Genomic DNA, 21778 nt, shown 5'->3' on the forward strand with positions numbered 1-21778 from the left:
ATGAATAAGTCCTGACGCGGAGAGCGGTACGGCGATGCGTACCGGGCGGGTGAGCCCACCCATCAGGCGCGTCCCCGGTGGGCCGGGTGTCGCCCACCCACGCTGCGCCGCACGGCAGCCGAACCCGGCCGCCACGCCGGAGCGCACGCAACGAAGGGTGTCGGGGATCGACGGGTGACCGACACCCTTTGCGATCGCACGGCAGGTCAGGACCGACGGCCGGCTCGGGTGCCCAGCGCGACCGGGACGCCCGCCGCGGCTGACCGACGCCGACCTGTGGGCCGATCCGGTGCGGGTCATCGACTCCACCCTCGATCGAGTGCGGCCGCTCGCGCCCGACCGTCTACCGCTCGCAGCTGGCCGGCTGGGCCGGTTATGGCCAGTGCCGTTCCCATTCACGCTGGTTTTGAGGCTGCGCCTGCATCTGCTGTGCACGCCGGCGGGCTTGCCCATCACCCGGGCACCGGCCGGCCCATCACCCGGTCATTGATCGCTTACGACCATTGACCTGCCTTCGGATTTACTCGTCCAGCCGATAGACCCGCCCACGCCGCACGCCTAACCGGCCGTGGCGCGTTCGGCATCACTCGCCGGTCGCTCGGCTGTGACGATGGCGTCGAGGAGACCGGGGAAGACCTCGTCGATCTCATCGCGTCTCAGGGCGTTCATCCGTGAGGTGCCGGCGTAGTACTGCCGGATGAGACCGGCCTCGCGCAGGATCCGGAAGTGGTGTGTGGCCGTGGACTTGCTCACGGGCAGGTCGAACCCGCCGCAGGCGATGTCGCCGGAGGCATCGCACAACTGCGTGACGATGCTCCGCCGTACCGGGTCGACGACGGCTTCGAGGACCCGCTGCAGCGTGATCGTCCGTACATCGGGGTGGTGGGGGATTCGGTCGGCCTCCATGGCCCCATAGTACGACAGCCATCAAAGTTTGATCTCCATCGTACTTTCGTGTTTGAGTGGATCACATTCATCACGACGTGAGGACGAGGCGGTGGGCGAGGGCGTGACCGGGTTCCGGCCCGGGGACGCGATCAGCACCGTACCGGCGTTCTCGCAGAACGACTACGGCGTCTACGCCGAGCGGGCGATCGTGCCCGCGGCGGCGGTGGTACGGCGTCCCGAGGGACTCGACGCGGTCGAGGGCGCGGCGGTGTGGATGCCGTACGTCACCGCCTACGGCGGGCTCGTGGAGGTCGGCGGAATGCGCCCCGGAGACACGGTCGTGCTGAACGCGGCGTCCAGCAGCGTCGGCCTGGCCGCCATCCGGGTCGCCGGGCGGATCGGCGCCACGCCGATCGCCGTCACCCGCACCGTCTCGGCCCGTGACGGGCTACTTCTCCTGCAGGTCCTCCAGCGCGAGCCGGGTCTTGCCGAAGGGGATGTACGGCGCCGCCTCCTTCGACATGTGCAGGAAGCCCACCGTGTCGGCGTCGACCCAGTAGCAGCGGGTGCCCTCGCCCTCGGCGAGGTTCTGGCAGGCGGCCGCGGCGGGGGACACTCCGGGGCTCACCGGAACCCAGCCCGTCCTCGCCCCGGCCGGCGTGCCGGCCTTCTCGGTCAGCCAGTCCAGAGCGGCCTTGAGGTCGCTCACCTGGGCCTGGGCTCCGGTGGCGGTGACCTGCTGGCCCGCAGTGGGTCCCTCACCGCTGCGGTAGGTCACGGTCAGCTGCCGGCCGGCGGCCTTGTGGTGCGGCCCGTCCGGGACCACGGCGTCCCCCGCGGCGGGCACGACGGAGACGCGGTCCATCGTGAACAGCCTGTCGGGGAACGGCTCGGCGAAGGTGCCGGGCGCCTTCGTCTTCTCCGGGGACGCCGCGTCCGCGGTCAGGTCGGCCTCGACGGTATAGGTGCACCCCGCCAGGACGCCCGCCAGGAGCGCCGTCAGGGAGATTCTCGCGATGTTCACCCTCTGAGGATCCACCGGCGGGCTTGCGTGCCACTTGGAACCCTCTGGTAACGGGCGGACCCCGGCTCCCCTCGGGGAGCCGGGGTCCGCCCGTCGTCCGGGACCGCTATTCGGCGGCGGCGAGCTGGCCGCAGGCGCCGTCGATCTCGCGGCCGCGGGTGTCGCGGACCGTGACCGGGATGCCGTGGTACTCCAGGCGGCGGACGAAGGCCCGCTCGTCCTCGGGGCGCGAGGCCGTCCACTTGGAGCCGGGCGTGGGGTTGAGCGGGATCAGGTTGACGTGCACGAGCTTGTTCCTGACGAGCTTGCCGAGCAGGTCGGCCCGCCACTCCTGGTCGTTGATGTCCTTGATCAGGGCGTACTCGATGGAGACGCGGCGCTTGGTCTTCGCCGCGTAGTCCCAGGCGGCGGCCAGGACCTCGGAGACCTTCCAGCGGGTGTTGATCGGCACCAGGGTGTCGCGGAGCTCGTCGTCGGGGGCGTGCAGGGACAGCGCCAGCGTCACCGGCAGTCCCTCGTCGGCGAGCTTGCCGATCGCGGGGACCAGGCCGACCGTGGAGACGGTGACCCCGCGGGCGGAGATGCCCAGGCCGGAGGGCGAGGGCTCGACCAGCCGGCGGACGGCGCCGATCACGGCCTTGTAGTTGGCCAGCGGCTCGCCCATGCCCATGAAGACCACGTTGCTGACCCGGCCGGGACCGCCGGGCACCTCGCCGGCGGCCAGCGCCCGGGCGCCGGCGACGACCTGCTCGACGATCTCGGCCGTCGACATGTTGCGGGTCAGCCCCGCCTGGCCGGTGGCGCAGAACGGGCAGTTCATGCCGCAGCCCGCCTGGGAGGACACGCACATCGTGGTGCGGTCGGTGTAGCGCATGAGCACCGACTCCACCAGTGCGCCGTCGAACAGCCGCCACAGCGTCTTGCGGGTGGTGCCGCCGTCGCTGGTCAGCTCCCGTACGGGGGTCAGGAGCGTGGGGAACAGGGCGGTCCCGAGCTTCTCGCGCGCCGCGGCGGGCAGGTCTGTCATCGTCGCCGGGTCGCCGTTGAGCTTGTCGAAGTAGTGCTTGGAGAGCTGGTCGGCGCGGAAGGGCTTCTCGCCCAGCTCGACGACGGCCGCCCGGCGCTCGGCCATGGTGAGGTCGGCCAGGTGGCGCGCGGGCTTGGCCCGGCGGGGCGCCACGAAGGTGAGCTGGCCGGGAGCGGGGGTCCCGGTCGGGCTGGCAGTCGACACGTCCGAAGCCTTCTCTCGACGATTGTGCGAATACTCGAAGCGGCACCCGGCCCTTGATCTAAAGTCCGGATGTATGGCGACATTCCGCTCCACGGGTGAGCGGGGAGACGGCGTCGAGGTCGTGCTCACCGACGTCAATCCCTACGGAAGCCGGACCCTGGTGGTCGAGCGCGACGAGATTTCCTCGGTAGCTTACCTGTGCGAACCCACGGGGGCGGTGCACGGAGCGGTCTGGCTGGCCAACCACGCCCCGGCCCCGCCGGCGATCGATCTCAACCGCCTGAACTCCGGCCGCCCCCCGGTGGCGCCCCGGGCCAACACCCGGCACCCCTCCGGCCGGCCGCCGCTGGGCACGCTGCGGCCGCTCTGGTTCGAGGAGGGCGACGGCGTCGCCCTGTACGAGAACGACGAACTGCTCGCGGTCATTCCTGGCTGGGCGGACATGACCAGGGCCATGCCCGGCTACTCCCGCGACGCCATCGGCGAGACCCCGTTCGCGTGGTCGCTGGAGGAGGCCCGCGAAGGGCTGGCCCCCCGGCTGGCCAAGGCCCGCTCCTACTGGGAATGGCGCGGCGGCGACGGCGCGTGGGCGTCGTTCCAGCAGTTCGTGATGGGGCACCTGGACCGGGCCGTGGGGTCGGCGGGCCGGTTCTGGGACGCGGGCGGCGGGCGGCTGCCGACCGTGGGGATCACCGAGCGGCCCCCGGAGCGCAGCCGCCGGTACACCATCCTGTCCACGGTCGGGATGAGCTGCCAGCGCATGCCCACCGTGGAGCAGTACATCGACCGGCCGGACGCCTACGCCCGGGTCGAGCTCGCCGTGGCCACCCCCGGCGACCCGCGGGACGCGGCCCGGCTGTTCATGTGGCTGGGCCAGTATCCGTGGCACTCGGTCACCTGGCTCGGCCACGGCCACACGGCCCGGTGGTACCACCGGCCGGAGACCTTCCCGCTCGGTTCCGCCTACAGCGGCGTCATCCTGCTCGCCGGACTGCCCGGCCTGCCCGACCCGTCCGGTTTCACCTTCGGCGGCGACGCCGTGCAGTGGCTGTGGCTGGTGCCCGTCACCGCCGAGGAGCTGGAGACGGCGGCGCATGACTATCGGGAGTTGCTCCCCCTGCTGTCGGCCGACCGTCTCATCCGGGCCTCCTAGGAGAGGCCCGACGGGACCGCGGCCGGGCTCACGCCAGCAGGCTCAGCAGCGCCCAGACCGGGACCACCGCGGCGACCAGAGAGTCGAGGCGGTCCATCATCCCGCCGTGGCCCGGCAGCACGCTGCTCATGTCCTTGATCCCGAGATCCCGCTTGATGACCGACTCGACCAGGTCGCCGAGCGTGGCGAGGACAACGACGACCACGCCGATCAGCACGCCCTTCCAGATCTCGGTCTCCAGCAGCCACACCGTCAGCCAGCCGCCCACGGCCATGCAGGCCAGCGCCGAACCGGCGAAGCCCTCCCAGGTCTTCTTCGGGCTGATCACCGGGGACATCTTGTGCCTGCCGAACAGGACCCCGGCGGCGTACCCGCCGATGTCGCTGGCGACGGTGGTCGCGATGAAGACCACCACCCGGTCCGGCCCCTGATCCTGGGCGAGCATGAGCGCCACGAACCCGGCCAGCATCGCCGGGTAGACCGTGACCAGGATCGTCGCGGTGACGTCGCGGACGTAGCCGTCCGTCCCCCGGAACATCCGCCAGATCATCAGCCCCACGACGACCGTCGCGAAGATCGCGAGCAGCCAGCCGGGCCCGCCCCAGTAGGCGCCGGCGAGCATGGCCGTCATCCCGGCGAGCGCGGGGATCAGCGGGACGCCGATCTGCCTGCTCGCGAACGCCTGGACGAGTTCCGACACCCCGACGCCGACCGCCGCGATCACCACGGCGAGGAAGAGCTCCTTGACCGTGTAGAGGGAGCCGATGACGGCCGCTCCCAGGCCCACGCCCACCGCGATCGCGGCGGGGAGATTCCGTCCTGTACGGCTAGCGCCCGCCGCTGGTTCCACTGGTCCCACTCTCGTACGAAAAATCCTTGTCCCGCGCGGCCGAGACCACGCGGGACAAGGACCGTTGCTCACACTTCGAGCAGCTCGGCTTCCTTGTGCTTGAGCAGCTCATCGATCTTGGCGACGTGCTTCTGGGTGAGGTCGTCGAGCTCCTTCTCGGCGCGACGCACCTCGTCCTCGCCGGCCTCGCCGTCCTTGACCATCTTGTCGAGGGTCTCCTTGGCGTGGCGGCGGATGTTGCGCACCGAGACCCTGGACTGCTCGGCCTTGGTGCGGGCCACCTTGATGTACTCCTTGCGGCGCTCCTCCGACAGCTCGGGGAAGGCCACGCGGATGACCTGACCGTCGTTGCCCGGGTTGACGCCCAGGTCGGAGTCTCGGATGGCACGCTCGATCGCGGCCATCGACCCCTTGTCGTAGGGCTGGATGATGACCATGCGAGCCTCGGGGACGTGGAACGAGGCCAGCTGCTGAATGGGGGTGGGCGTCCCGTAGTACTCAGCGTTGATCTTGTTGAACATGGACGGGGTGACGCGGCCCGTGCGGATGCCGGCGAAGTCGTCCTTCGCCACCGCGACGGCCTTGTCCATCTTTTCCTCGGCTTCGAGGAGGGTTTCGTCGATCACAGCGGCTCCCTGTCTTCTACGTCACTCACCGTTCCCGCGCGCTTCACGGGCCGCTCGCCGCGTACCGCTCCGCTCCGTCAGGTTCGCGTCCTATTTCCCTGCCGGACTCACCAGCGTGCCGATTTTCTCACCACGGACCGCCCTCAGGATGTTGCCCTCACCCATCAGATCGAAGACCACGATCGGCAGACCGTTGTCCATGCACAGGCTGATGGCGGTGGCGTCCATGACGCCGAGGCCCCGGGTGAGCACCTCACCGTACTCGAGGTGATCGAACCGGACGGCGTCGGGATTCTTCCTGGGGTCGGCGTCGTAGACGCCGTCCACCTGGGTGCCCTTGAGCAGCGCCTCGGCGCCGATCTCCAGCGCGCGCTGCGCGGCGCAGGTGTCGGTGGAGAAGAACGGCGAGCCGAGCCCGGCCCCGAAGATGACCACGCGCCCCTTCTCCAGGTGGCGGATGGCGCGGCGGGGCAGGAAGGGCTCGGCCACCTGCTGCATGGTGATGGCCGTCTGGACGCGGGTGTCGATCCCCCGCTTCTCCAGGAAATCCTGGAGCGCCAGGCAGTTGATGACGGTGCCGAGCATGCCCATGTAGTCGGCGCGGGCGCGGTCCATACCGCGCTCGGACAGCGCGGCGCCGCGGAACATGTTGCCCCCGCCGACCACGACCGACACCTGCACGCCCACCCGGACGGCCTCGGCGATCGAGTCCGCCAGGTGGCCGACCACCGAGGGGTCGATGCCCAGCGGCTCGCCGCCGGCGAAGGCCTCACCGGACAGCTTCAGCATGACGCGCTTCCAGCGGAGCGTGCCCGCGTACGACGAAACCGCCGACGTAGCGGGTTCTGAGTTCTCCTGCACGACGGCGGCCTCCTCGTAGGTGTTCTGTTGAGAGAAGCTGGGTTAAGACTAAGCCTGGCCCACCTTGAAGCGGACGAAGGCCTGGACCTTCACGCCGTTCTCGTCGGCGTACTTCTCCACGGACTTCTTGTTGTCCTTGACGAACGCCTGCTGGAGCAGGGTGAAGTCGCGGTACCAGCCGTTGACGCGACCGTCGACGATCTTGGCGATGGCGGCCTCGGGCTTGCCCTCCTCGCGGGTCATCTCCTCGAAGAGCGCGCGCTCCTTCTCGATGACGTCGGCGGGGACCTGCTCGGCGGTGAGGTACTTCGGAGCCATCGCGGCGGCGTGCTGCGCGATGTCCTTGGCGACCTCGGCGTTGGCGGTGTCGAGCTGCACCAGAACGCCGACCGTCGGCGGGAGCTGCGGGTCGCTCTTGTGCATGTAGGCGCCGACGTAGCCGCCCTCCAGGAGAGCGAAGCGGCGGATCTCGATCTTCTCGCCGAGCGCGGCGTTCGCCTCGTCGAGCAGCTCCTTGACGCTCTTGCCCTCGAGCTGCGACTCGAGCAGGGTCGGCACGTCGGCCGGCTTGCTCGCGAGGATGTGCCCGACGACCTGGGCCGCGAGCTCCTGGAAGCGCTCGCCCTTGGCGACGAAGTCGGTCTCGCAGTTGAGCTCGAGCAGCGCGGCGGCGGACTCGTCGTCCTGCTTCAGGGCGACGAGGCCGTTGGAGGCGGTGCGGGCCTCACGCTTGCCGACGTCCTTGGCGCCCTTGAGGCGCAGGAGCTCGACGGCGCGGTCGAAATCGCCCTCGGCCTCCTCCAGCGCCTTCTTGCAGTCCATCATCCCGGCCGCGGTCAGCTCACGAAGCCGCTTGACGTCGGCCATGTTCACGGAAGCCATTGTCTTTTCCTCGTGGGAATCATCACCGATCCCGGAAGTCGGCACGGATCGGTGTCTGGGTGGATCGGGCGGGTGCGCCGTGACGGGCGCACCCACCCGGAAGGAGCCTTGCGGATCGTACGGCCTGCGCCGTACGAGGGGAGGCTAGGCCTGCTCGGCGTCGTCGGCCTGAGCGGTCTCGGCCTCGGCGTCGTTCTCGGCGACCGGGGCGGCCTCGGCAGCCTCAGTGGCCTCAGGAGCCTCGGTGACCTCAGTGACCTCAGGGGCCTCGGTGACCTCAGCGGCCGGGGCCTCCGCGGCCGGAGCGGCCGAGCCCTCGAGGAGCTCCTGCTCCCACTCGGCCAGCGGCTCGGCGCCACCGGCGACGGCCGGCTTGTCGTCGCCGCCGCGACCGGCGCCGGCGCGGGCCATCAGGCCGGCGGCGACGGCGTCGGCGACCACGCGGGTCAGCAGGCCGACGGCGCGGATGGCGTCGTCGTTACCCGGGATCGGGTAGTCGACCTCGTCCGGGTCGCAGTTGGTGTCGAGGATCGCGACGACCGGGATGTTGAGCTTGCGGGCCTCGCTGATCCCGATGTGCTCCTTCTTGGTGTCGACGACCCACACCGCGCTGGGCACGCGGGACATGTCGCGGATACCGCCGAGGGTGCGCTCCAGCTTCTCCTTCTCACGACGGCGCATGAGGAGCTCCTTCTTGGTGAGCCCCGACGCCGCGACGTTGTCGAAGTCGAGCTCCTCGAGCTCCTTCAGACGCTGCAGCCGCTTGTGCACGGTGGAGAAGTTGGTGAGCATGCCACCCAGCCAGCGCTGGTTGACGTACGGCATGCCGACGCGGGCGGCCTGCTCGGCGATGGCCTCCTGCGCCTGCTTCTTCGTGCCGATGAACATGATCGTGCCGCCGTGCGCGACGGTCTCCTTGACGAAGTCGTAGGCACGGTCGATGTACGACAGCGACTTCTGCAGGTCGATGATGTAGATGCCGTTGCGCTCGGTGAAGATGAAGCGCTTCATCTTCGGGTTCCAGCGACGGGTCTGGTGACCGAAGTGAACGCCGCTCTCAAGGAGCTGTCGCATGGTGACGACGGGGGTGGACATGTGATTGTCCTCCAGGTCGGGGCACCCGTGATCGGATGCGTTTCGGTTGGCGCGGCGGCCCTCGGCCGCCACCCTGATGCCCCCGGATCACTCCCGCCGAGTCATGGACCCGGACCGAGGGAGCGACCCCTGAGGGGGCATGCGAAGTCGGCCCGCCAGTGACAGGCCATCGGAAATTGTACCCGTAGCGGCACCTCCGGCCGACCTTCCGGGGCCGGGCCACGCCCGGCGCCCCCGGAACGCCCGGCCCCGGCTCCCGCGGAAGCGGCCCCGGGGCGCCCTCCCGGAACGAGCCGGGGCGCCCTTAGAGCGATCCTTCGCCGTCCCTGATGTCCGCGGTGTTCGCGGTGTTCCCGGTGTTCCCGGTGTTCCCGGTGTTCGCGGCGGAGGAGGGCTCCCCGTGGTCCTCGGAGGGCAGCCCGTGCGGCCGCCGTTCGGCGCGGGGGAACACCGAGACCTGCGCCTCGGCGATCCTCGCGCCCGGAGGGGCCTGACTCCGGTCCCGGACGCTGACCCGGTAGGGATCGATGAGCTCGTCGATCCGCCGGATCAGCTCTTTCAGCTCGGCGGCGTCGACGAACAGCACGGAGCGGGCGAACGTGCTCGCGTCCCGCCACTCCTGCGGCTCCCGGTCGAAGTTCTCCAGCGCGCGCTTCGCCTCGGCCGCCGCCTCGTCGCGGACGAGGTTGATCAGCACGTTCTTCGCCGCCCGCACCTCGGGCTGGTCGTCGACGTCGGGACTGACGGTCCAGCTCGTCCTGACGCGCCGCCACACCCGCTCACGGCCGTCGCCGCGCGGCGGCGCGTCCTCGACGAAGCCGTACTTGGCCAGCATGCGCAGGTGGTAGCTCGCCGCGCTCGGCGTGACTCCGACGACCTCGGCGACCTCCGTGGCGGTGGAGGTGCCGTCCGTCTGGATCTTGTTCAGGATGGCGAGCCGGGCGGGATGGGCCAGCGCCCGCATCGCCCGGGGATCGCTGAGCTCCCGCTCCTCCCTGCGCTTCTCCTCGGCCATACGCAGACCGTACCCGCTCCGGGCCGCACCCGCTCCCAGATGTGAAGCATTGCCTTCACAACTCTGAAGGGTTACCTTCATACATATGAAGCGAATCCTTCAGAAAGGCGTGTGAGGTTCCGATGCTCCAGCCCGCCCCCTTGCGCAAACAGCGTGACTACCGGTTGCTGCTCTCGGCGCGAGCCGTCTCCGAGGCCGGGACCGAGGTCTCCCGGCTGGCCGTACCGCTGGTCGCGGCGACCCTGCTCGGCGCCTCGCCCGCCCACATGGGCGTGCTCACCGCCGCAGCCTCGTTGCCCTACCTGCTGATCGGGCTTCCGGCCGGGACCCTGGCCGACCGGGCGCGGTGGCACCGGCCGACCATGGTCACCTGCGAGGCGATCTCGGCCGTCGCCGTGGCCACGATCCCCCTGGCCTGGATCGCCGGACTGCTGAGCGTGCCGTGGCTGATCGCGGTGACCTTCGTCGTGGGCACCTGCTCCGTGATCTTCCGTACGTTCAACTTCCCGCACCTGACCTCGGTGGTCCACGAGAGCCAGCGCACCCAGGCCCTGGCCGGGTTCCAGTCGGCCTACTCCCTGGCCTCCGTCGGCGGGCCCGGCCTCGCCGGCGCGCTCGTCCAGATCTTCACCGCGCCGTTCGCGATGCTGGTCAACGTGGTGTCGTTCCTGGCCTCGGCATTCCTGATCCAGAGCATCAGGGCCCCGGAGACCCACACTCCGGCCGAACCCCGCGGCATGTGGACCGAGATCCGCGAGGGACTGGCCGCGGTGGCGGGACACCGGGTGCTCCGCGCGCTCTGCGGCGCGGGGATCGCGATCAACTTCTTCGGCAGCGCCTACATGGCACTCTTCGTCATCTACGCGGTCAAGGCCCTCGACCTCCCCGGCGGCATGATCGGCGCGCTCACCGCCTTCTTCGGTGTGGGCGGCCTGCTCGGCGCGGTCGTCGCCATGCGCTTCGCCCCCCGGATCGGCGAGAACCGGATGCTGGTCTACTCGGTGCTGCTGTTCCCCCTGGACTTCGTGGTCGCCGCCCTGGCCTCCGGCCCCGTCTGGGCCAAGTTCGCCCTCATGTCCGCCAGCACCCTGATCACCGGTACGGCCGTCGTCGCCTTCTCCGTCTGCTTCGGCTCGGTCGTCCTGCGCGAGACCTCCGACACCCTCCGCGGCCGGGTCAACGCCACGATCACCTTCGCCATCCAGGGCGTCACGGCCCTGGGCGGCCTCGCCGGCGGCCTCCTCGGCGAGTTCCTGGGCCTGCGCCCGGTGCTGTGGCTGTGCGCGGCGGGAGTGCTGGTGACGATCCCCGTCATCTGGCTCTCCCCCCTCCGCACCTCCGAACGCGAGTCCCGGCCGTGAATCCCTGACATGGATCCCAGGCGCGAGTCCCGGGATGCCGCCTCCCACAGGGCGCCTCACTACCAGACGGGCGAGTGTTCCCCTCTCCCCTTGCACCGGCTTGCGGCGCCGGTTCATCCCAGGCGCCATCTGCCCTGCCCCGGCCCCCATCCGCAGATGCACCCTCAGCACCATCCGCCCGGCCCGGCCCTCATCCACAGGAACGGCCGCTGTCCACAGGAACGGCCGCTGTCCACAGAATCCCGATCGGTCCCGTTGAGCGCCTCCGCTGAGCAGCATCCTTCCGACCGTGTCCTCTCATCCGATCGCCGCCCTCCTCACGGCCCTGCTGATCGCCGTTCCAGGATCGGCCGTCACGGATCCGCCGGTCCCGGTGAGCACGGCGCCGCTGTCTCCCCAGAGGGCGAGGCCGCTCTCCTCCCCGAAACAGCCATCCGTTCTGCGGACGCGACCCACCGCCTCAACTGAGCGGGTCGTCCCGGCGCGGCCGAGTGACCCGTGGGGAGAGTCCTTTCCCCGGTGGGAGTGGCCCTTCGCCGAGCGGCCCCGGGTTCTGAAGGGCTTCGCCCCGCCCCCTCAGCCCTGGCTGGCCGGGCACCGGGGCGTCGATCTCGCCGCATCCGCAGGAGAGGAGGTCCACGCGGCGGGTGCCGGAACCATCGGCTATGCCGGGCCACTCGCCGGACGTGGCGTCGTCACCGTGCTCCATCCCGGCGGACTGCGGACGACCTACCTGCCGGTCCGCGCGTCAGTACGGCTGGGCCAGGAGGTCGCGTCGGGTGATGTGATCGGCACCGTGGAGGACGTCCCCGGGCACTGCCCGGTCACCTGTCTCCACTGGGGCCTGCTCCGGGCGCGAGACTATCTCGACCCGCTCCTCCTCCTCGGCCTCGGCCAGGTCCGCCTCCTGCCCACCTGGACCGCCCTCCACGAGACCGCCCCGACCGCCTTTCATGCCGCCCTGGCCGCTCCCCCATGAGATCACCCGGGATATGCCACCGGGCCGAGCCCCTCCCCTCGCTCCTCAGTCACCGATGAAGCCGAAGACGCTTCACCTCGTCGCGTACGGATCTTTCAGGCGCCCACCCAGTGCGGGGTGTGCGATTCGACCGCCGACGGCACGCGGATGCGTCCGTCCAGCAGAATGAGTGGTGCGATCTCAACGCTCTCGTAGAAACGCAGGTGTCCGACGAAAAACTCGATACCGGCGGCATGTGCGTTGAGCGAGGAACGACCGAGCCAGGCCAGCAACGTTCTGAGCTGGTAGAAAGCGTCGGGATGCAGTTCCTGGCGGACCGTCAGCGACCAGCCGTCCGGCTGCTCCCGCCGTACCAGCTCGGCGACGAGCGCGCCGCCCACTTTCCAGGCGGCGCCACGCTGCGCGAACGCCGGCTCCGGTTCCGCGGTCTCCCACTCGCAGTCAGGGTCATTGGGATCACCGAGCGGATAGGCATCCAGGTAATTGTCAGTGCCGAACGGCAGCCGCTCGGGCCGTGGCCCTACCCCCACATGCCACCGCAGTTCGGCAAGCTCGTCATCGGTGATGTCAGCGCGGATGTCCATCGACAACACAAGCTCGTAGATGTCTCCCATCGGTGCACCCTAGCCAACACCCCAGGGCTGGAGCCCCAGACCTGCGCCCTTCTCGGCCGCCTGGCCGACATGCGCAGGACACACCGCCCCGTCTTCTACGGCCGGGTCGTTGGGCGCGTTGACGAACGCCCAGGCCACCTGGGCCCGTCCTGCGACGTTGCAGACGGCGATGTGATCGGCGGGCCCAGCGAACCCACACGACCGGCAGCAGAAGACACCCCGGTGGGGACGGTTGCCCCGGCTGGTGTTCCGGCACCGGAGCACCGGGCACACCTGCGAGGCGCAGGCCGGATCCACCTGCGCGTACGGCACGCCGCTACAGCAAGCCTCGTAGGCCAGGAAAGCACCCAACCGGTGGAACGGCCAGGACGAAAGCGTGGCCCGCTGGGATGGCTGGAGCCGTACCCGCCGGATCCCCGCCAGTTCTTCGACGGCGATGCCGCGTCCGATGCGTTGCGCATCGGCCACGCTCTCTTTGGTGATGGCGTGATTCACGTGACGTCGGGCACGCCCAGGTCTCACAGCACCAGGTCGAAGTGGCGTTCAGGCGGTTCATGCCACCGAACCGGTCCGGCCGGTAGACAAGGGTGCGCCGGGAGAGGTGCCGCGGCAGGAAGTGCGGTCGACGGGCCTCAAGGCGGATATCGAGCAGCACGCGGGCCACGGCCGCGGTCAGCAGCTCGATGTCGGTCAGCGACTCGACGGCCACGGTCAGCGGCTCAGCGTCGGTCAGCTTGATCGGTCATGGGTCATGGGTGGTCGGGTGGGGCGCTGGGGCGTAGGCGCCAGCCTCGGGGGACGCGTTCGACGTATCCGGCTGCGGCGAGGCCGCCGAGGCAGGACAGGACCGTGTCGAGGTCGACGCCTGCCGTGAGGGCGATGATCGCCGGACCTGCTCCGGCTCGGGTGGGTACGGCTTCCAGGACGCGGCGGGTCTCCGGGGAGAGCCGGTCGCGGGAGAAGACCGGGCCGCGGGGCTCGGGGGCGAGATCGCCTCCGATGGCGCCGACGAGTTCGATCATCTCCTCGGGGGTGGTGACGCAGGCCGCCGCGCCCTGGCGGATAAGCCGGTGGCATCCGGCAGAGGTGTCGGAGGTGACCGGTCCGGGAACGGCCGCCAGGTGGCGGTTGAGCCCGGTCGCGTGCCCGGCCGTGTTGAGGGCGCCGCTGCGCACCGCAGCCTCGACGACGAGGGTTCCCCGGGACAGTGCGGCGATGAGCCGGTTGCGGACCAGGAAACGTGGCCGGGTCGGCCGTACGCCCATCGGGCACTCGCTCACCAGCAGGCCCTGCGTGCGCACGGCGGCGAACAGATCGTGGTGCGCGGTGGGATAGGTCACGTCGGCGCCGCAGGCGAGCACGGCGACGGTGGGCGCGTCACAGGCGAGGGCACCGCGGTGCGCCGCGCCGTCCACACCGTAGGCACCGCCGGAGACCACCCCGTATCCCCGTTCGCTCAGCCCGGCGCCGAACTCCGTCGCGACGTGCGTGCCGTACGGCGTGGCCACCCGGGAACCGACGATCGCGACCGACCGGACGCAGGAGAAGCGCAGGTTCGCCTCACCGTGCAGCCACAGTGCGTGGGGCCGGGAGTCGCCGAGGTCGTCCAGCTGGGTGGGCCACTCCGGGTCGCCCGGCACGATCAGGCGCGCTCCGATCCGCTCTCCGTCGGCCAGGTCGCAGCCGGGGTCGGCCGTCTTCAGCCGGGCCGTCCAGGAGGCGAGGATCCGGTCGAGCTTCGCCGCCGCCTCGTCGTCCGCCCTTCCGTCCGCGCCGCGGCGGCAGGTGCCCGCGAACCACCGGGTGAACCCTGCGTCCAGCCGTCCGGCGCGGATCTGCGCGACCACCGCCTCGGGTCCGTGCGCGGCCACCAGCCTGCCCATCACCGCGTCACCGGGCTCGGCCAGCCTCATCAGCGTGAGTCGTGCGAATCGGTCGTTCACCGCTCTTCTCCCAGCCACAGTCCGAGGGCGGCGTTGGTCTCCTCGACGCCGGGTCTTCCCCGACCCTTGAGATCGGCCAGACTCCAGGCGACTCTGAGCACCCGATCCAGCCCTCGGGCACTCAGCACCCCGTTGTCCAGGCAGCCGAGCAGCGGCGTCATCGCCTTCGCCGGTAGGCGGTATTCGCTGTGCAGGGCACCGGTGGGCACCTCGGCGTTGCACCGCCACGGCGTGCCGGCGAAGCGCTTGGCCGCGCGTTCGCGGGCCAGGAGCACCCGCTCGGCCACGACCCGGCTCGATTCGATGAAGCGGCGGTCGGCGAACAGCTCTCTCCGGGTCGCCCTCATGACGCTGACCTTGACGTCGATGCGGTCCAGCAGCGGGCCGGAGAGCCTGGCCAGGTAGCGGCGGCGGGCGGCGGGGGTGCACCGGCACGGCTCCTCCGGACGGGTCCGCTGCGCGCACGGGCAGGGGTTGGCGGCCAGCACCAGCATGAACCGGGCCGGGAACGTGACCGAGCCCAGCGCCCTGGACACCGTCACCTGACCTGACTCGAGAGGCTGGCGGAGCGCGTCCAGGACGTTCGTAGGGAATTCAGGAGCTTCGTCCATAAACAAAACACCCTTGTGAGCAAGGGAAACCGCGCCGGGGCGGATCGTTCCGCTGCCTCCGCCGACGATGGCCGCGATGGTCGCCGTGTGGTGGGGTGCCATGAAGGGCGGACGTTCCAGCAGCGGCCGGTCGGCGGGGAGCGTCCCCGCGACCGAGTGGATCGCGGTCACCTCCAGCGCCTCGTCGCGGTCGAGAGCCGGGAGCAGGGTGGGCAGCCGCTCGGCGAGCATCGTCTTGCCGGTGCCCGGCGGTCCCAGCATCCAGAGGTTGTGACCGCCGGCCGCGCAGACCTCCAGAGCCCGGCGGGCGAACGGCTGACCCGCAACGTCGCACAGGTCGGGGGCGGGCGCCTCTGAGCCGCCGTCGTTCGGCGTCCGCAGGATGTCCGGCCCGGCGGAGAGGCGGGCGGACAGGCCGGTGGGGAAGCCGGTGGGGCCGTCTCCCGGACGGCCCGGACCGCTGGAGGGATCCGTCCCTTCGCCCGGCTCGCTGCCGGGGTCATCGGACGTGCCGGGGGCGGGTTCCCCGAACAGGTGGTCCGTGAGAGTCGGCAGATTGATCGGGTCTCCGCTGCGCAGCCATCCCACCAGTTCGCCGAGCGTGCTGACCGGGATCACCGTCACCCCGGGCACGAGACGGGCCTCGGGCCCGTTGCGGGCCGGGACGACGACCGTGCCGGCACCGGCGCCGACCGCGGCCAGGACGGACGGGAGCACTCCCCGCACGGTTCTGAGCGAGCCGTCGAGGCCCAGCTCACCCAGGAAGAAGGAGTCGGCCGCTCTGGCCCTGGGCACGAGTCCGGCCGCCGCGAGCAGGGCGACGGCGATCGCGAGATCGAACGTGCTGCCCCGTTTGGGCAGGCTGGCGGGGAACAGGCTCACGGTGATCCGCGCGTCGGGCCAGGCGTAGTGGCTGTTGACCACGGCCGAGCGGACCCGGTCCCGCGCCTCGCTGAGCGCGGTGTCCAGCATGCCGATGAGGTGCATGCCGGCCAGGCCGTTGCCGACGTCGGCCTCGACGTCGATGACGTGACCGGTCACCCCGATCAGGCAGACGCATCGCGTGCGTGCGACGGCCACTCACGCCACCCCCCGGATGACTCCGGTGATCCACGACAGTCCGGGAGGCATTCAGCACACTCCCCGCTCGTGGCGGATGGCGAAGTCTCCCGCGAACCGCTCCAGCGCCACCACGTCGATCCGGACCGACTCGAAGCGCTCGCGTTGCATGCTCAGCCACTGGACGGCGAGCCCGCGCAGCCGTACGAGCTTGGCTCTGTTGACCGCTTCGAGGGCGGTCCCGTGAGTCCGGCCGGAGCGGGTCTTCACCTCCACCACGACGAGCGCCCGCCCGTCTCGGGCGAGCACATCGATCTCACCGTCCGGGCACCGCCAGTTGCGGTCCAGGATCTGCATGCCGTTTCGCAGCAGGTATCCGACGGCGATCTGTTCGCCGTGCCTGCCGAGCTCGTCTTTCGCGGCCATGGAACCACCTCCGGTCCCCGACCTTCGCGCAGCGCACGCCTCCGGCGGGAAGGCGAACGCCTTTCTGTGGACGACACGCGGAGCCCTCCGTCACCTGTGGAGAACCTCTCCCCCGCTCTCCGATCCCCCGTCCTCCGATCCCCCGCCTTCCGATCCCCGCCCTCCGAACAGGCCCGGCCCGGCGCGCGGGAGTGAGCAGGCCCGGCCGCCCGCCGTACAGCGGCGCCGGTGAGATCCCCGCCACGCCCCGCCGTACCGGCGCCGAGGAGATGCCGAGAAGATCCAGTCCCGTGGGAGCACGACGAGACGGACGGCCACGGACATGATCTTGGAAAAGCCCGGGGATGGCGTGGCCACAGGGATCAGGCGGGCGGGAGCACCGAGGGCGGGCACGAGGTGCCCGCGCGAGGACGTGCCGAGGACCCTCCGCCAAGGACACGTGACGACCGCGGGACGTCCGGCCGGGACGTCAAAGACTCTCAGCGGGGTGTAACGCCGGACATCAAAGACCCCTCAGCGGGGCGCAGCACCAGGATGTCGGACCCGCAGCGAGAGCGTAACGCCGGACATCAAGGACCCCAGCGAGAAAGCGCCGGCCGCGAGGTGCGCCCAGGGCAGGACGGCAGGGGCCCGGCGGGGAGCGACGGGGTCGGGAGCGGTGGGTTTTCGAGGCCGGTCGGCGAAGCCGGGCGGGCTCAGCCGGAGAAGCCCTCCTTGGGCATCTGGAGGTCGGGCTTGGCCAGCTCTTCGACGTTGACGTCCTTGAAGGTGACGACGCGGACGTTCTTGACGAACCTGGCGGGGCGGTACATGTCCCAGACCCAGGCGTCCTGCATCTTCACATCGAAGAACACATCACCGTTCTCGGCCGTCCGGACGTCCAGGTCCACGGAGTTGGTGAGGTAGAAACGCCGTTCGGTCTCCACGACGTAGGTGAACAGGCCGACGACATCGCGGTACTCACGGTAAAGCTGCAGCTCCATCTCGGTCTCGTACTTCTCGAGATCCTCTGCGCTCATCCCGTTCCTCCTGTCACACGCCTTCCCGGTCCCGCCCGATCAGACGACACCGGCCCCCACATCATTCTTGCCCATCGCCGTACCGGATTCGGACCGCACCGCCGCGGATCGCGGCGGACGGCGGCTGGAGGCGCTAGTCATCACCGGGGAACTTCCGGGCGAAGGTGTCCGGGGTCGTCAGCAGGGTCGCCCGCGAGAAGGGCCAGTAGATCGCGGCGGCCCGGCCGATGACGTCGTCCTCCGCTATCGTGCCGTCTCCGTCCTGTTCCTCGTGGCCGCGGGAGTCGTAGGAGGCGGAGCGGTGGTCGCCCATGACCCACAGGCGCCCCTGCGGGATCACCTTCTCGAAGTCGTCTCCCGACGGCAGGTCGTCGGGGTGGATGTAGGCCTTCTCTTCGAGCGGCACCCCGTTCACCGTGATGCGGTCCTGCGCGTCGCAGCACTTCACGGTGTCCCCGCCGATCGCGATGACCCGCTTGATGGTGTCCTTGCCGTCACCCCAGCCCTTGAAGACCACCACGTCGCCGCGCTCGACCTCGCCGTGCAGCTTGTTGATGACCACCCGGTCGTCCTTCAGGAGCGTGTTCTCCATCGACTCCGAGGGGATGTAGAACGACTGGAAGACGAAGGCCTGCAGCAGCAGCGCCACCACGACGCCGGAGACCAGCAGGAACAGCGTCTCGCGCAGGCTGCCCTTGCGGGACTTCCCGCCCTTGTCGTCCTTGCCGGCCTGCGCGCTCCCGGTCTCGCCGGCCTGCGCCTCCTCGGCCTGCACGGTCTCGGCCTGCGTGCTCTCTGGTTCAACGGACATGAGGTACGGCTACCGCCTTGCCTGCCTGCGACGACGCCAGAGCACCAGCGGGAGGGCACCCGCGACGCCGGCGAGGAGCGGGGTCGCCCCTCCCACGACGCCGGCGGCCTTCAGCGCCGGCTGGGCGAACGTGTCGGGAATGGGGAGGGTGGTGGCCCGGGAGAAGGGCCAGACGATGACGAAGGCCCGACCGATCACCTGGTCCACCGGGATCGTGCCGCCGCCCGGGTCGCCCTGGTGCTCGCGGGAGTCGAGGGAGACCTCGCGGTGGTCGCCCATCACCCACAGGCGGTTCTGCGGGACCTTGATCTCGAAGGTCTTCTGGGAGGGGTCGTTGCCCGGGTAGAGGTAGCTCTTCTCGTCGAGCGGCACCCCGTTGACCGTGACGCGTCCGGCCTTGTCGCAGCACTTCACCGTGTCACCCGGTACGCCGATGACGCGCTTGATGTAGTCCTTCTCGCCGGGGACCACGCCGAACGCGGTGCCGACCCAGTGGAAGAACGCGGTGACCGGGTTGGACGGCTCCTCGTACTCCACTTCGCCGTCCCAGGAGTCGACCCCGGAGAAGACCACCACGTCGCCGCGCTCGATGTCGCGGACGTGGTAGACGAGCTTGTTGACCAGGACCCTGTCGTTCTTCAGGAGCGTGTTCTCCATCGACTCCGAGGGGATGTAGAACGCCTGGACGACAAAGGACTTGATCAGGAACGCGAGGACCAGCGCGACCACGACAAGGACGGGCAACTCCCGCCAGAAGGAGCCCTTTTTCTTCTCCTTGCCGCTCTTGGCGGTCTTCTTCGTGTCTTCGGCGACCACACCCACCTCGTCCTCGACAGGTCGACGCGAGGGAGCGTCGTACGCCTGGTCTTCGCTAGTCATCGTTGACGAGCCTAGATGATGACCGGGGCTCGGTGGTCGAGCCGGTGGTTATGGACTGCTCTTGATTCCATCATCGTTGGTCCGCCTTCGTCCGTCATTGCCGGTTCCGACCGTCTCGCGACGACAGCGGGAACGGCGGCTCCATACCCGCCGAACCACCTCCGTATGCGGAAACACGCCGTCACCACATGCGAAAACGGCCCGCCCCCCAGGGGACGGGCCGGAGCCGCTGTCGCGCGGGCCCGTAAGGGACCGCGCGGGGCGTCAGCGGGCCTCGCGCTTCTCGCGGATGCGGGCGGCCTTGCCGCGCAGGTCGCGCATGTAGTAGAGCTTGGCACGACGGACGTCACCGCGGGTCACGACGGTGATCTTCTCGATGACCGGGCTGTGCACCGGGAAGGTGCGCTCGACGCCGACGCTGTAGCTGATCTTGCGGACGGTGAAGGTCTCACGGGCGCCGCTGCCCTGACGGCGCAGGACGAAGCCCTTGAAGACCTGGACACGGGACCGGTTGCCCTCGATGACGCGGACGTGCACCTCAAGCGTGTCACCGGGACGGAAGTTCGGGACGTCGCTGCGGAGCGTGGCCTTCTCAAGCTCGGTGATCAGCGTGTGCATGACAGTGGTACCTCATTTACGCGAGCATGCGGAGGTCCACCCGGCCGCACGGAAGGCGGCATCGCGGTGGACGCACATGCTGGGCTGGATGTGTCCTGGAAGCCGGGCCCGTCGGCCCGGCGGCGCGCGCCGACCTGTGAACAGTCTGCGGCAACGATTCAGTGTGCCATATTTTCGCCGCTCACCGGAAATCCGAGCTCCCCGAGCAGCCTCCGGTCGTGCTTGTCGAGGCTCTGCGGATCGAGCGCCGCGAGCAGCTCGGGACGGTTCTCCGCGGTACGGCGCAGCGCCTCGTCCCTCCGCCACCGGGCGATCTTCCCGTGGTGGCCGGAGAGCAGGATCTCGGGCACCTCGCGCCCCCGCCACTGCGGCGGCTTGGTGTAGACGGGGCCTTCGAGCAGGTTCTCCATGGCCCCGGGGGCGAAGGAGTCGTCCGCGACCGAGCGGGCGTTGCCCAGCACCCCGGGCAGCAGCCGGCCGACCGCCTCGACCATCACCAGGACGGCCACCTCTCCCCCGGCCAGCACGTAGTCGCCGATGCTGACCTCGTCCACCCGCAGGCGGGAGCCGTACTCGGCCATGACCCGGGAGTCGATGCCCTCGTAGCGCGCCGGGGTGAACAGCAGCCAGGGCTCGGCGGCGTACTCCATGGCGAGCTTCTGGGTGAAGGGGACCCCGCTCGGCGTCGGCACGACGATCCGCGGCCGGGCGGCCGGGTCGGCGGCCAGGACGCCGTCGATGGCCTCGCCCCAGGGGCCGGGCTTCATGACCATGCCGGGGCCGCCGCCGTAGGGCGTGTCGTCCACGGTGTGGTGCACGTCGTGCGTCCAGTCGCGCAGCTGGTGCAGGTGGACGTCGAGGATGCCGCGCTCGCGCGCCTTGCCGATGAGCGAGACGTCAAGGGGGGCGAAGTACTCGGGGAAGATCGAGATGATGTCGATGCGCATGTCGTCAGACGGCCTGATCGGGGTCGAGCAGGCCCGCCGGCGCGACCACCAGGAGCGTGCCTGCCTCCAGGTCGATCTCCGGGACCAGCGCCTTGACGAACGGTACGTAGACGTCCCTGCCACCGCGCCGTACGACCAGCAGGTCCTGGCCGTGGTGCAGCACGTCGGTCACCTCACCGGCCCGCTCGCCGTCGGGCGTGACCACGGTGAGGCCGATGAGCTGGTGGTCGTAGAACTCGTCGGGGTCGTCGGAGGGCGGGATGTCCGCCGAGTCGATGACGAGCATGGTGCCGCGCAGCTCCTCTGCGCGGTCGCGGTCGTCCACGCCCTCGAAGCGCACCAGCAGGACCCCGGAGTGCCAGCGGCGGGAGGCGACGACGAGCGGTCCCGCCGAGGCGGGGTCGGTGGAGACGGCCGCTCCAGGGGTGAAGCGCCGCTCCGGGTCGTCGGTGCGGACCTCCACGGTCACGTCGCCGCGGAGCCCGTGCGGGCGGCCGATGCGGCCTACGACAAGCTGCACGCCCGTCTCCTGAAATCGTCGTGTGCGGAAACCGTGTCTGAAAACCGTGTGCGAGGACAACGCAAACGGGTCACCCACACCGGTGGATGACCCGTCCGCTCGATGAATCTCGTGGATCTCGTGTCAGCGGACCTCGTCCAGGTCCAGCAGGTCGACCCGGACGTATTTTCCGTCGCCAAGAGCGTTCACGACGGTGCGGAGCGCCTTGGCCGTACGGCCACCACGGCCGATGACCTTGCCCAGGTCCTCTGGGTGGACCCGGACCTCAAGCACGCGCCCGCTGCGGATGCGGCGGGCCCGGACCTGGATCTCGTCGGGATGCTCGACGATGCCCTTCACCAGGTGCTCGAGGGCCTCCTCGAGCAC

24 protein-coding genes and 1 pseudogene are annotated in these 21778 nt (G+C 70.1%); 4 read left to right on the top strand and 21 right to left on the bottom strand.

Annotated features, from left to right (window positions below; genetic code table 11):
* Positions 1-265: 265 nt before the first annotated feature.
* Positions 266-475, top strand: a pseudogene (locus Pta02_RS42465) (IS982 family transposase); the annotation flags it as partial.
* An 83-nt stretch (positions 476-558) separates the two neighbouring features.
* Here Pta02_RS42465 and Pta02_RS15310 read toward each other — a convergent pair.
* The 3 genes from Pta02_RS15310 to rlmN form a co-directional block, all read right to left on the bottom strand.
* Positions 559-906 (bottom strand): ArsR/SmtB family transcription factor, encoded by a 348-nt coding sequence (locus Pta02_RS15310; RefSeq protein ID WP_203875485.1) that lies wholly within the window; start codon positions 904-906, stop codon positions 559-561.
* Between the two features lie 430 nt (positions 907-1336).
* Positions 1337-1912 (bottom strand): hypothetical protein, encoded by a 576-nt coding sequence (locus tag Pta02_RS15315; protein WP_203875486.1) that lies wholly within the window; start codon positions 1910-1912, stop codon positions 1337-1339.
* A gap of 106 nt (positions 1913-2018) precedes the next feature.
* The gene (gene rlmN / locus Pta02_RS15320; protein WP_203875487.1) at positions 2019-3143 is read right to left on the bottom strand and encodes a dual-specificity RNA methyltransferase RlmN; all 1125 of its coding nucleotides are present in this window, start codon (positions 3141-3143) and stop codon (positions 2019-2021) included.
* Positions 3144-3216: 73 nt separating this feature from the next.
* Here rlmN and Pta02_RS15325 point away from each other — a divergent pair, with 73 nt between their 5' ends.
* A complete protein-coding gene (locus tag Pta02_RS15325) occupies positions 3217-4296 on the top strand; it encodes a suppressor of fused domain protein (RefSeq protein WP_203875488.1) in 1080 nt (359 codons plus the stop codon).
* Positions 4297-4324: 28 nt separating this feature from the next.
* Here Pta02_RS15325 and Pta02_RS15330 read toward each other — a convergent pair whose 3' ends face one another.
* From Pta02_RS15330 to Pta02_RS15355, 6 genes are all read right to left on the bottom strand, one after another.
* On the bottom strand, positions 4325-5155 hold the full coding sequence (locus Pta02_RS15330; protein ID WP_373872380.1) for a phosphatidate cytidylyltransferase: 831 nt from the start codon (positions 5153-5155) through the stop codon (positions 4325-4327).
* Between the two features lie 59 nt (positions 5156-5214).
* Entirely contained in the window at positions 5215-5772 is a 558-nt protein-coding gene (frr, locus tag Pta02_RS15335; RefSeq protein WP_203875489.1) for a ribosome recycling factor, read from the bottom strand.
* 90 nt (positions 5773-5862) lie between these two features.
* Positions 5863-6633: a UMP kinase gene (pyrH, locus tag Pta02_RS15340; RefSeq protein WP_203875490.1), complete on the bottom strand. Its 771-nt coding sequence runs from the start codon at positions 6631-6633 to the stop codon at positions 5863-5865.
* 48 nt (positions 6634-6681) lie between these two features.
* Positions 6682-7515 (bottom strand): translation elongation factor Ts, encoded by an 834-nt coding sequence (gene tsf, locus Pta02_RS15345; RefSeq protein ID WP_203875491.1) that lies wholly within the window; start codon positions 7513-7515, stop codon positions 6682-6684.
* 144 nt (positions 7516-7659) lie between these two features.
* A complete protein-coding gene (gene rpsB, locus Pta02_RS15350; RefSeq protein ID WP_203875492.1) occupies positions 7660-8610 on the bottom strand; it encodes a 30S ribosomal protein S2 in 951 nt (316 codons plus the stop codon).
* Between the two features lie 304 nt (positions 8611-8914).
* Positions 8915-9625 (bottom strand): ArsR/SmtB family transcription factor, encoded by a 711-nt coding sequence (locus tag Pta02_RS15355; RefSeq protein ID WP_239130617.1) that lies wholly within the window; start codon positions 9623-9625, stop codon positions 8915-8917.
* 140 nt (positions 9626-9765) lie between these two features.
* Here Pta02_RS15355 and Pta02_RS15360 point away from each other — a divergent pair, with 140 nt between their 5' ends.
* Positions 9766-10986, top strand: coding sequence for an MFS transporter (locus tag Pta02_RS15360; RefSeq protein WP_239130619.1), 1221 nt, complete (start codon positions 9766-9768; stop codon positions 10984-10986).
* Between the two features lie 373 nt (positions 10987-11359).
* On the top strand, positions 11360-11965 hold the full coding sequence (locus tag Pta02_RS15365; protein ID WP_239130697.1) for a murein hydrolase activator EnvC family protein: 606 nt from the start codon (positions 11360-11362) through the stop codon (positions 11963-11965).
* A gap of 95 nt (positions 11966-12060) precedes the next feature.
* On the opposite strand, the gene Pta02_RS15370 is transcribed toward Pta02_RS15365, so the two are convergent.
* The 12 genes from Pta02_RS15370 to Pta02_RS15425 form a co-directional block, all read right to left on the bottom strand.
* Positions 12061-12579, bottom strand: coding sequence for a hypothetical protein (locus tag Pta02_RS15370; RefSeq protein WP_203875495.1), 519 nt, complete (start codon positions 12577-12579; stop codon positions 12061-12063).
* A gap of 9 nt (positions 12580-12588) precedes the next feature.
* Positions 12589-13101, bottom strand: coding sequence for a zinc ribbon domain-containing protein (locus Pta02_RS42305; RefSeq protein WP_373872381.1), 513 nt, complete (start codon positions 13099-13101; stop codon positions 12589-12591).
* Between the two features lie 227 nt (positions 13102-13328).
* Positions 13329-14522, bottom strand: coding sequence for a DNA-processing protein DprA (gene dprA / locus Pta02_RS15380; RefSeq protein WP_239130627.1), 1194 nt, complete (start codon positions 14520-14522; stop codon positions 13329-13331).
* Entirely contained in the window at positions 14519-16213 is a 1695-nt protein-coding gene (locus tag Pta02_RS15385; RefSeq protein WP_239130629.1) for a YifB family Mg chelatase-like AAA ATPase, read from the bottom strand. Before Pta02_RS15385 ends, dprA begins: the two co-directional genes overlap by 4 nt.
* Before the next feature lie 51 nt (positions 16214-16264).
* Entirely contained in the window at positions 16265-16618 is a 354-nt protein-coding gene (locus Pta02_RS15390; protein ID WP_203875497.1) for a YraN family protein, read from the bottom strand.
* Positions 16619-17313: 695 nt separating this feature from the next.
* Positions 17314-17637 (bottom strand): DUF2469 domain-containing protein, encoded by a 324-nt coding sequence (locus tag Pta02_RS15395; protein WP_089208053.1) that lies wholly within the window; start codon positions 17635-17637, stop codon positions 17314-17316.
* Between the two features lie 133 nt (positions 17638-17770).
* Positions 17771-18448, bottom strand: coding sequence for a signal peptidase I (gene lepB / locus Pta02_RS15400; protein WP_203875498.1), 678 nt, complete (start codon positions 18446-18448; stop codon positions 17771-17773).
* 9 nt (positions 18449-18457) lie between these two features.
* Complete coding sequence (gene lepB, locus Pta02_RS15405; RefSeq protein ID WP_203875499.1) at positions 18458-19327, bottom strand: signal peptidase I; 870 nt, start codon at positions 19325-19327, stop codon at positions 18458-18460.
* 264 nt (positions 19328-19591) lie between these two features.
* On the bottom strand, positions 19592-19945 hold the full coding sequence (rplS, locus tag Pta02_RS15410) for a 50S ribosomal protein L19 (RefSeq protein WP_184945461.1): 354 nt from the start codon (positions 19943-19945) through the stop codon (positions 19592-19594).
* A gap of 158 nt (positions 19946-20103) precedes the next feature.
* A complete protein-coding gene (gene trmD, locus Pta02_RS15415) occupies positions 20104-20892 on the bottom strand; it encodes a tRNA (guanosine(37)-N1)-methyltransferase TrmD (protein WP_203875500.1) in 789 nt (262 codons plus the stop codon).
* A gap of 4 nt (positions 20893-20896) precedes the next feature.
* A complete protein-coding gene (gene rimM, locus Pta02_RS15420; RefSeq protein ID WP_203875501.1) occupies positions 20897-21412 on the bottom strand; it encodes a ribosome maturation factor RimM in 516 nt (171 codons plus the stop codon).
* Between the two features lie 123 nt (positions 21413-21535).
* Positions 21536-21778, bottom strand: a complete 243-nt coding sequence (locus tag Pta02_RS15425) for an RNA-binding protein (RefSeq protein ID WP_184945466.1) — start codon at positions 21776-21778, stop codon at positions 21536-21538.

Origin of the sequence: Paraplanobispora takensis (assembly GCF_016863195.1) — a bacterium.
Taxonomy (GTDB): domain Bacteria; phylum Actinomycetota; class Actinomycetes; order Streptosporangiales; family Streptosporangiaceae; genus Planobispora; species Planobispora takensis.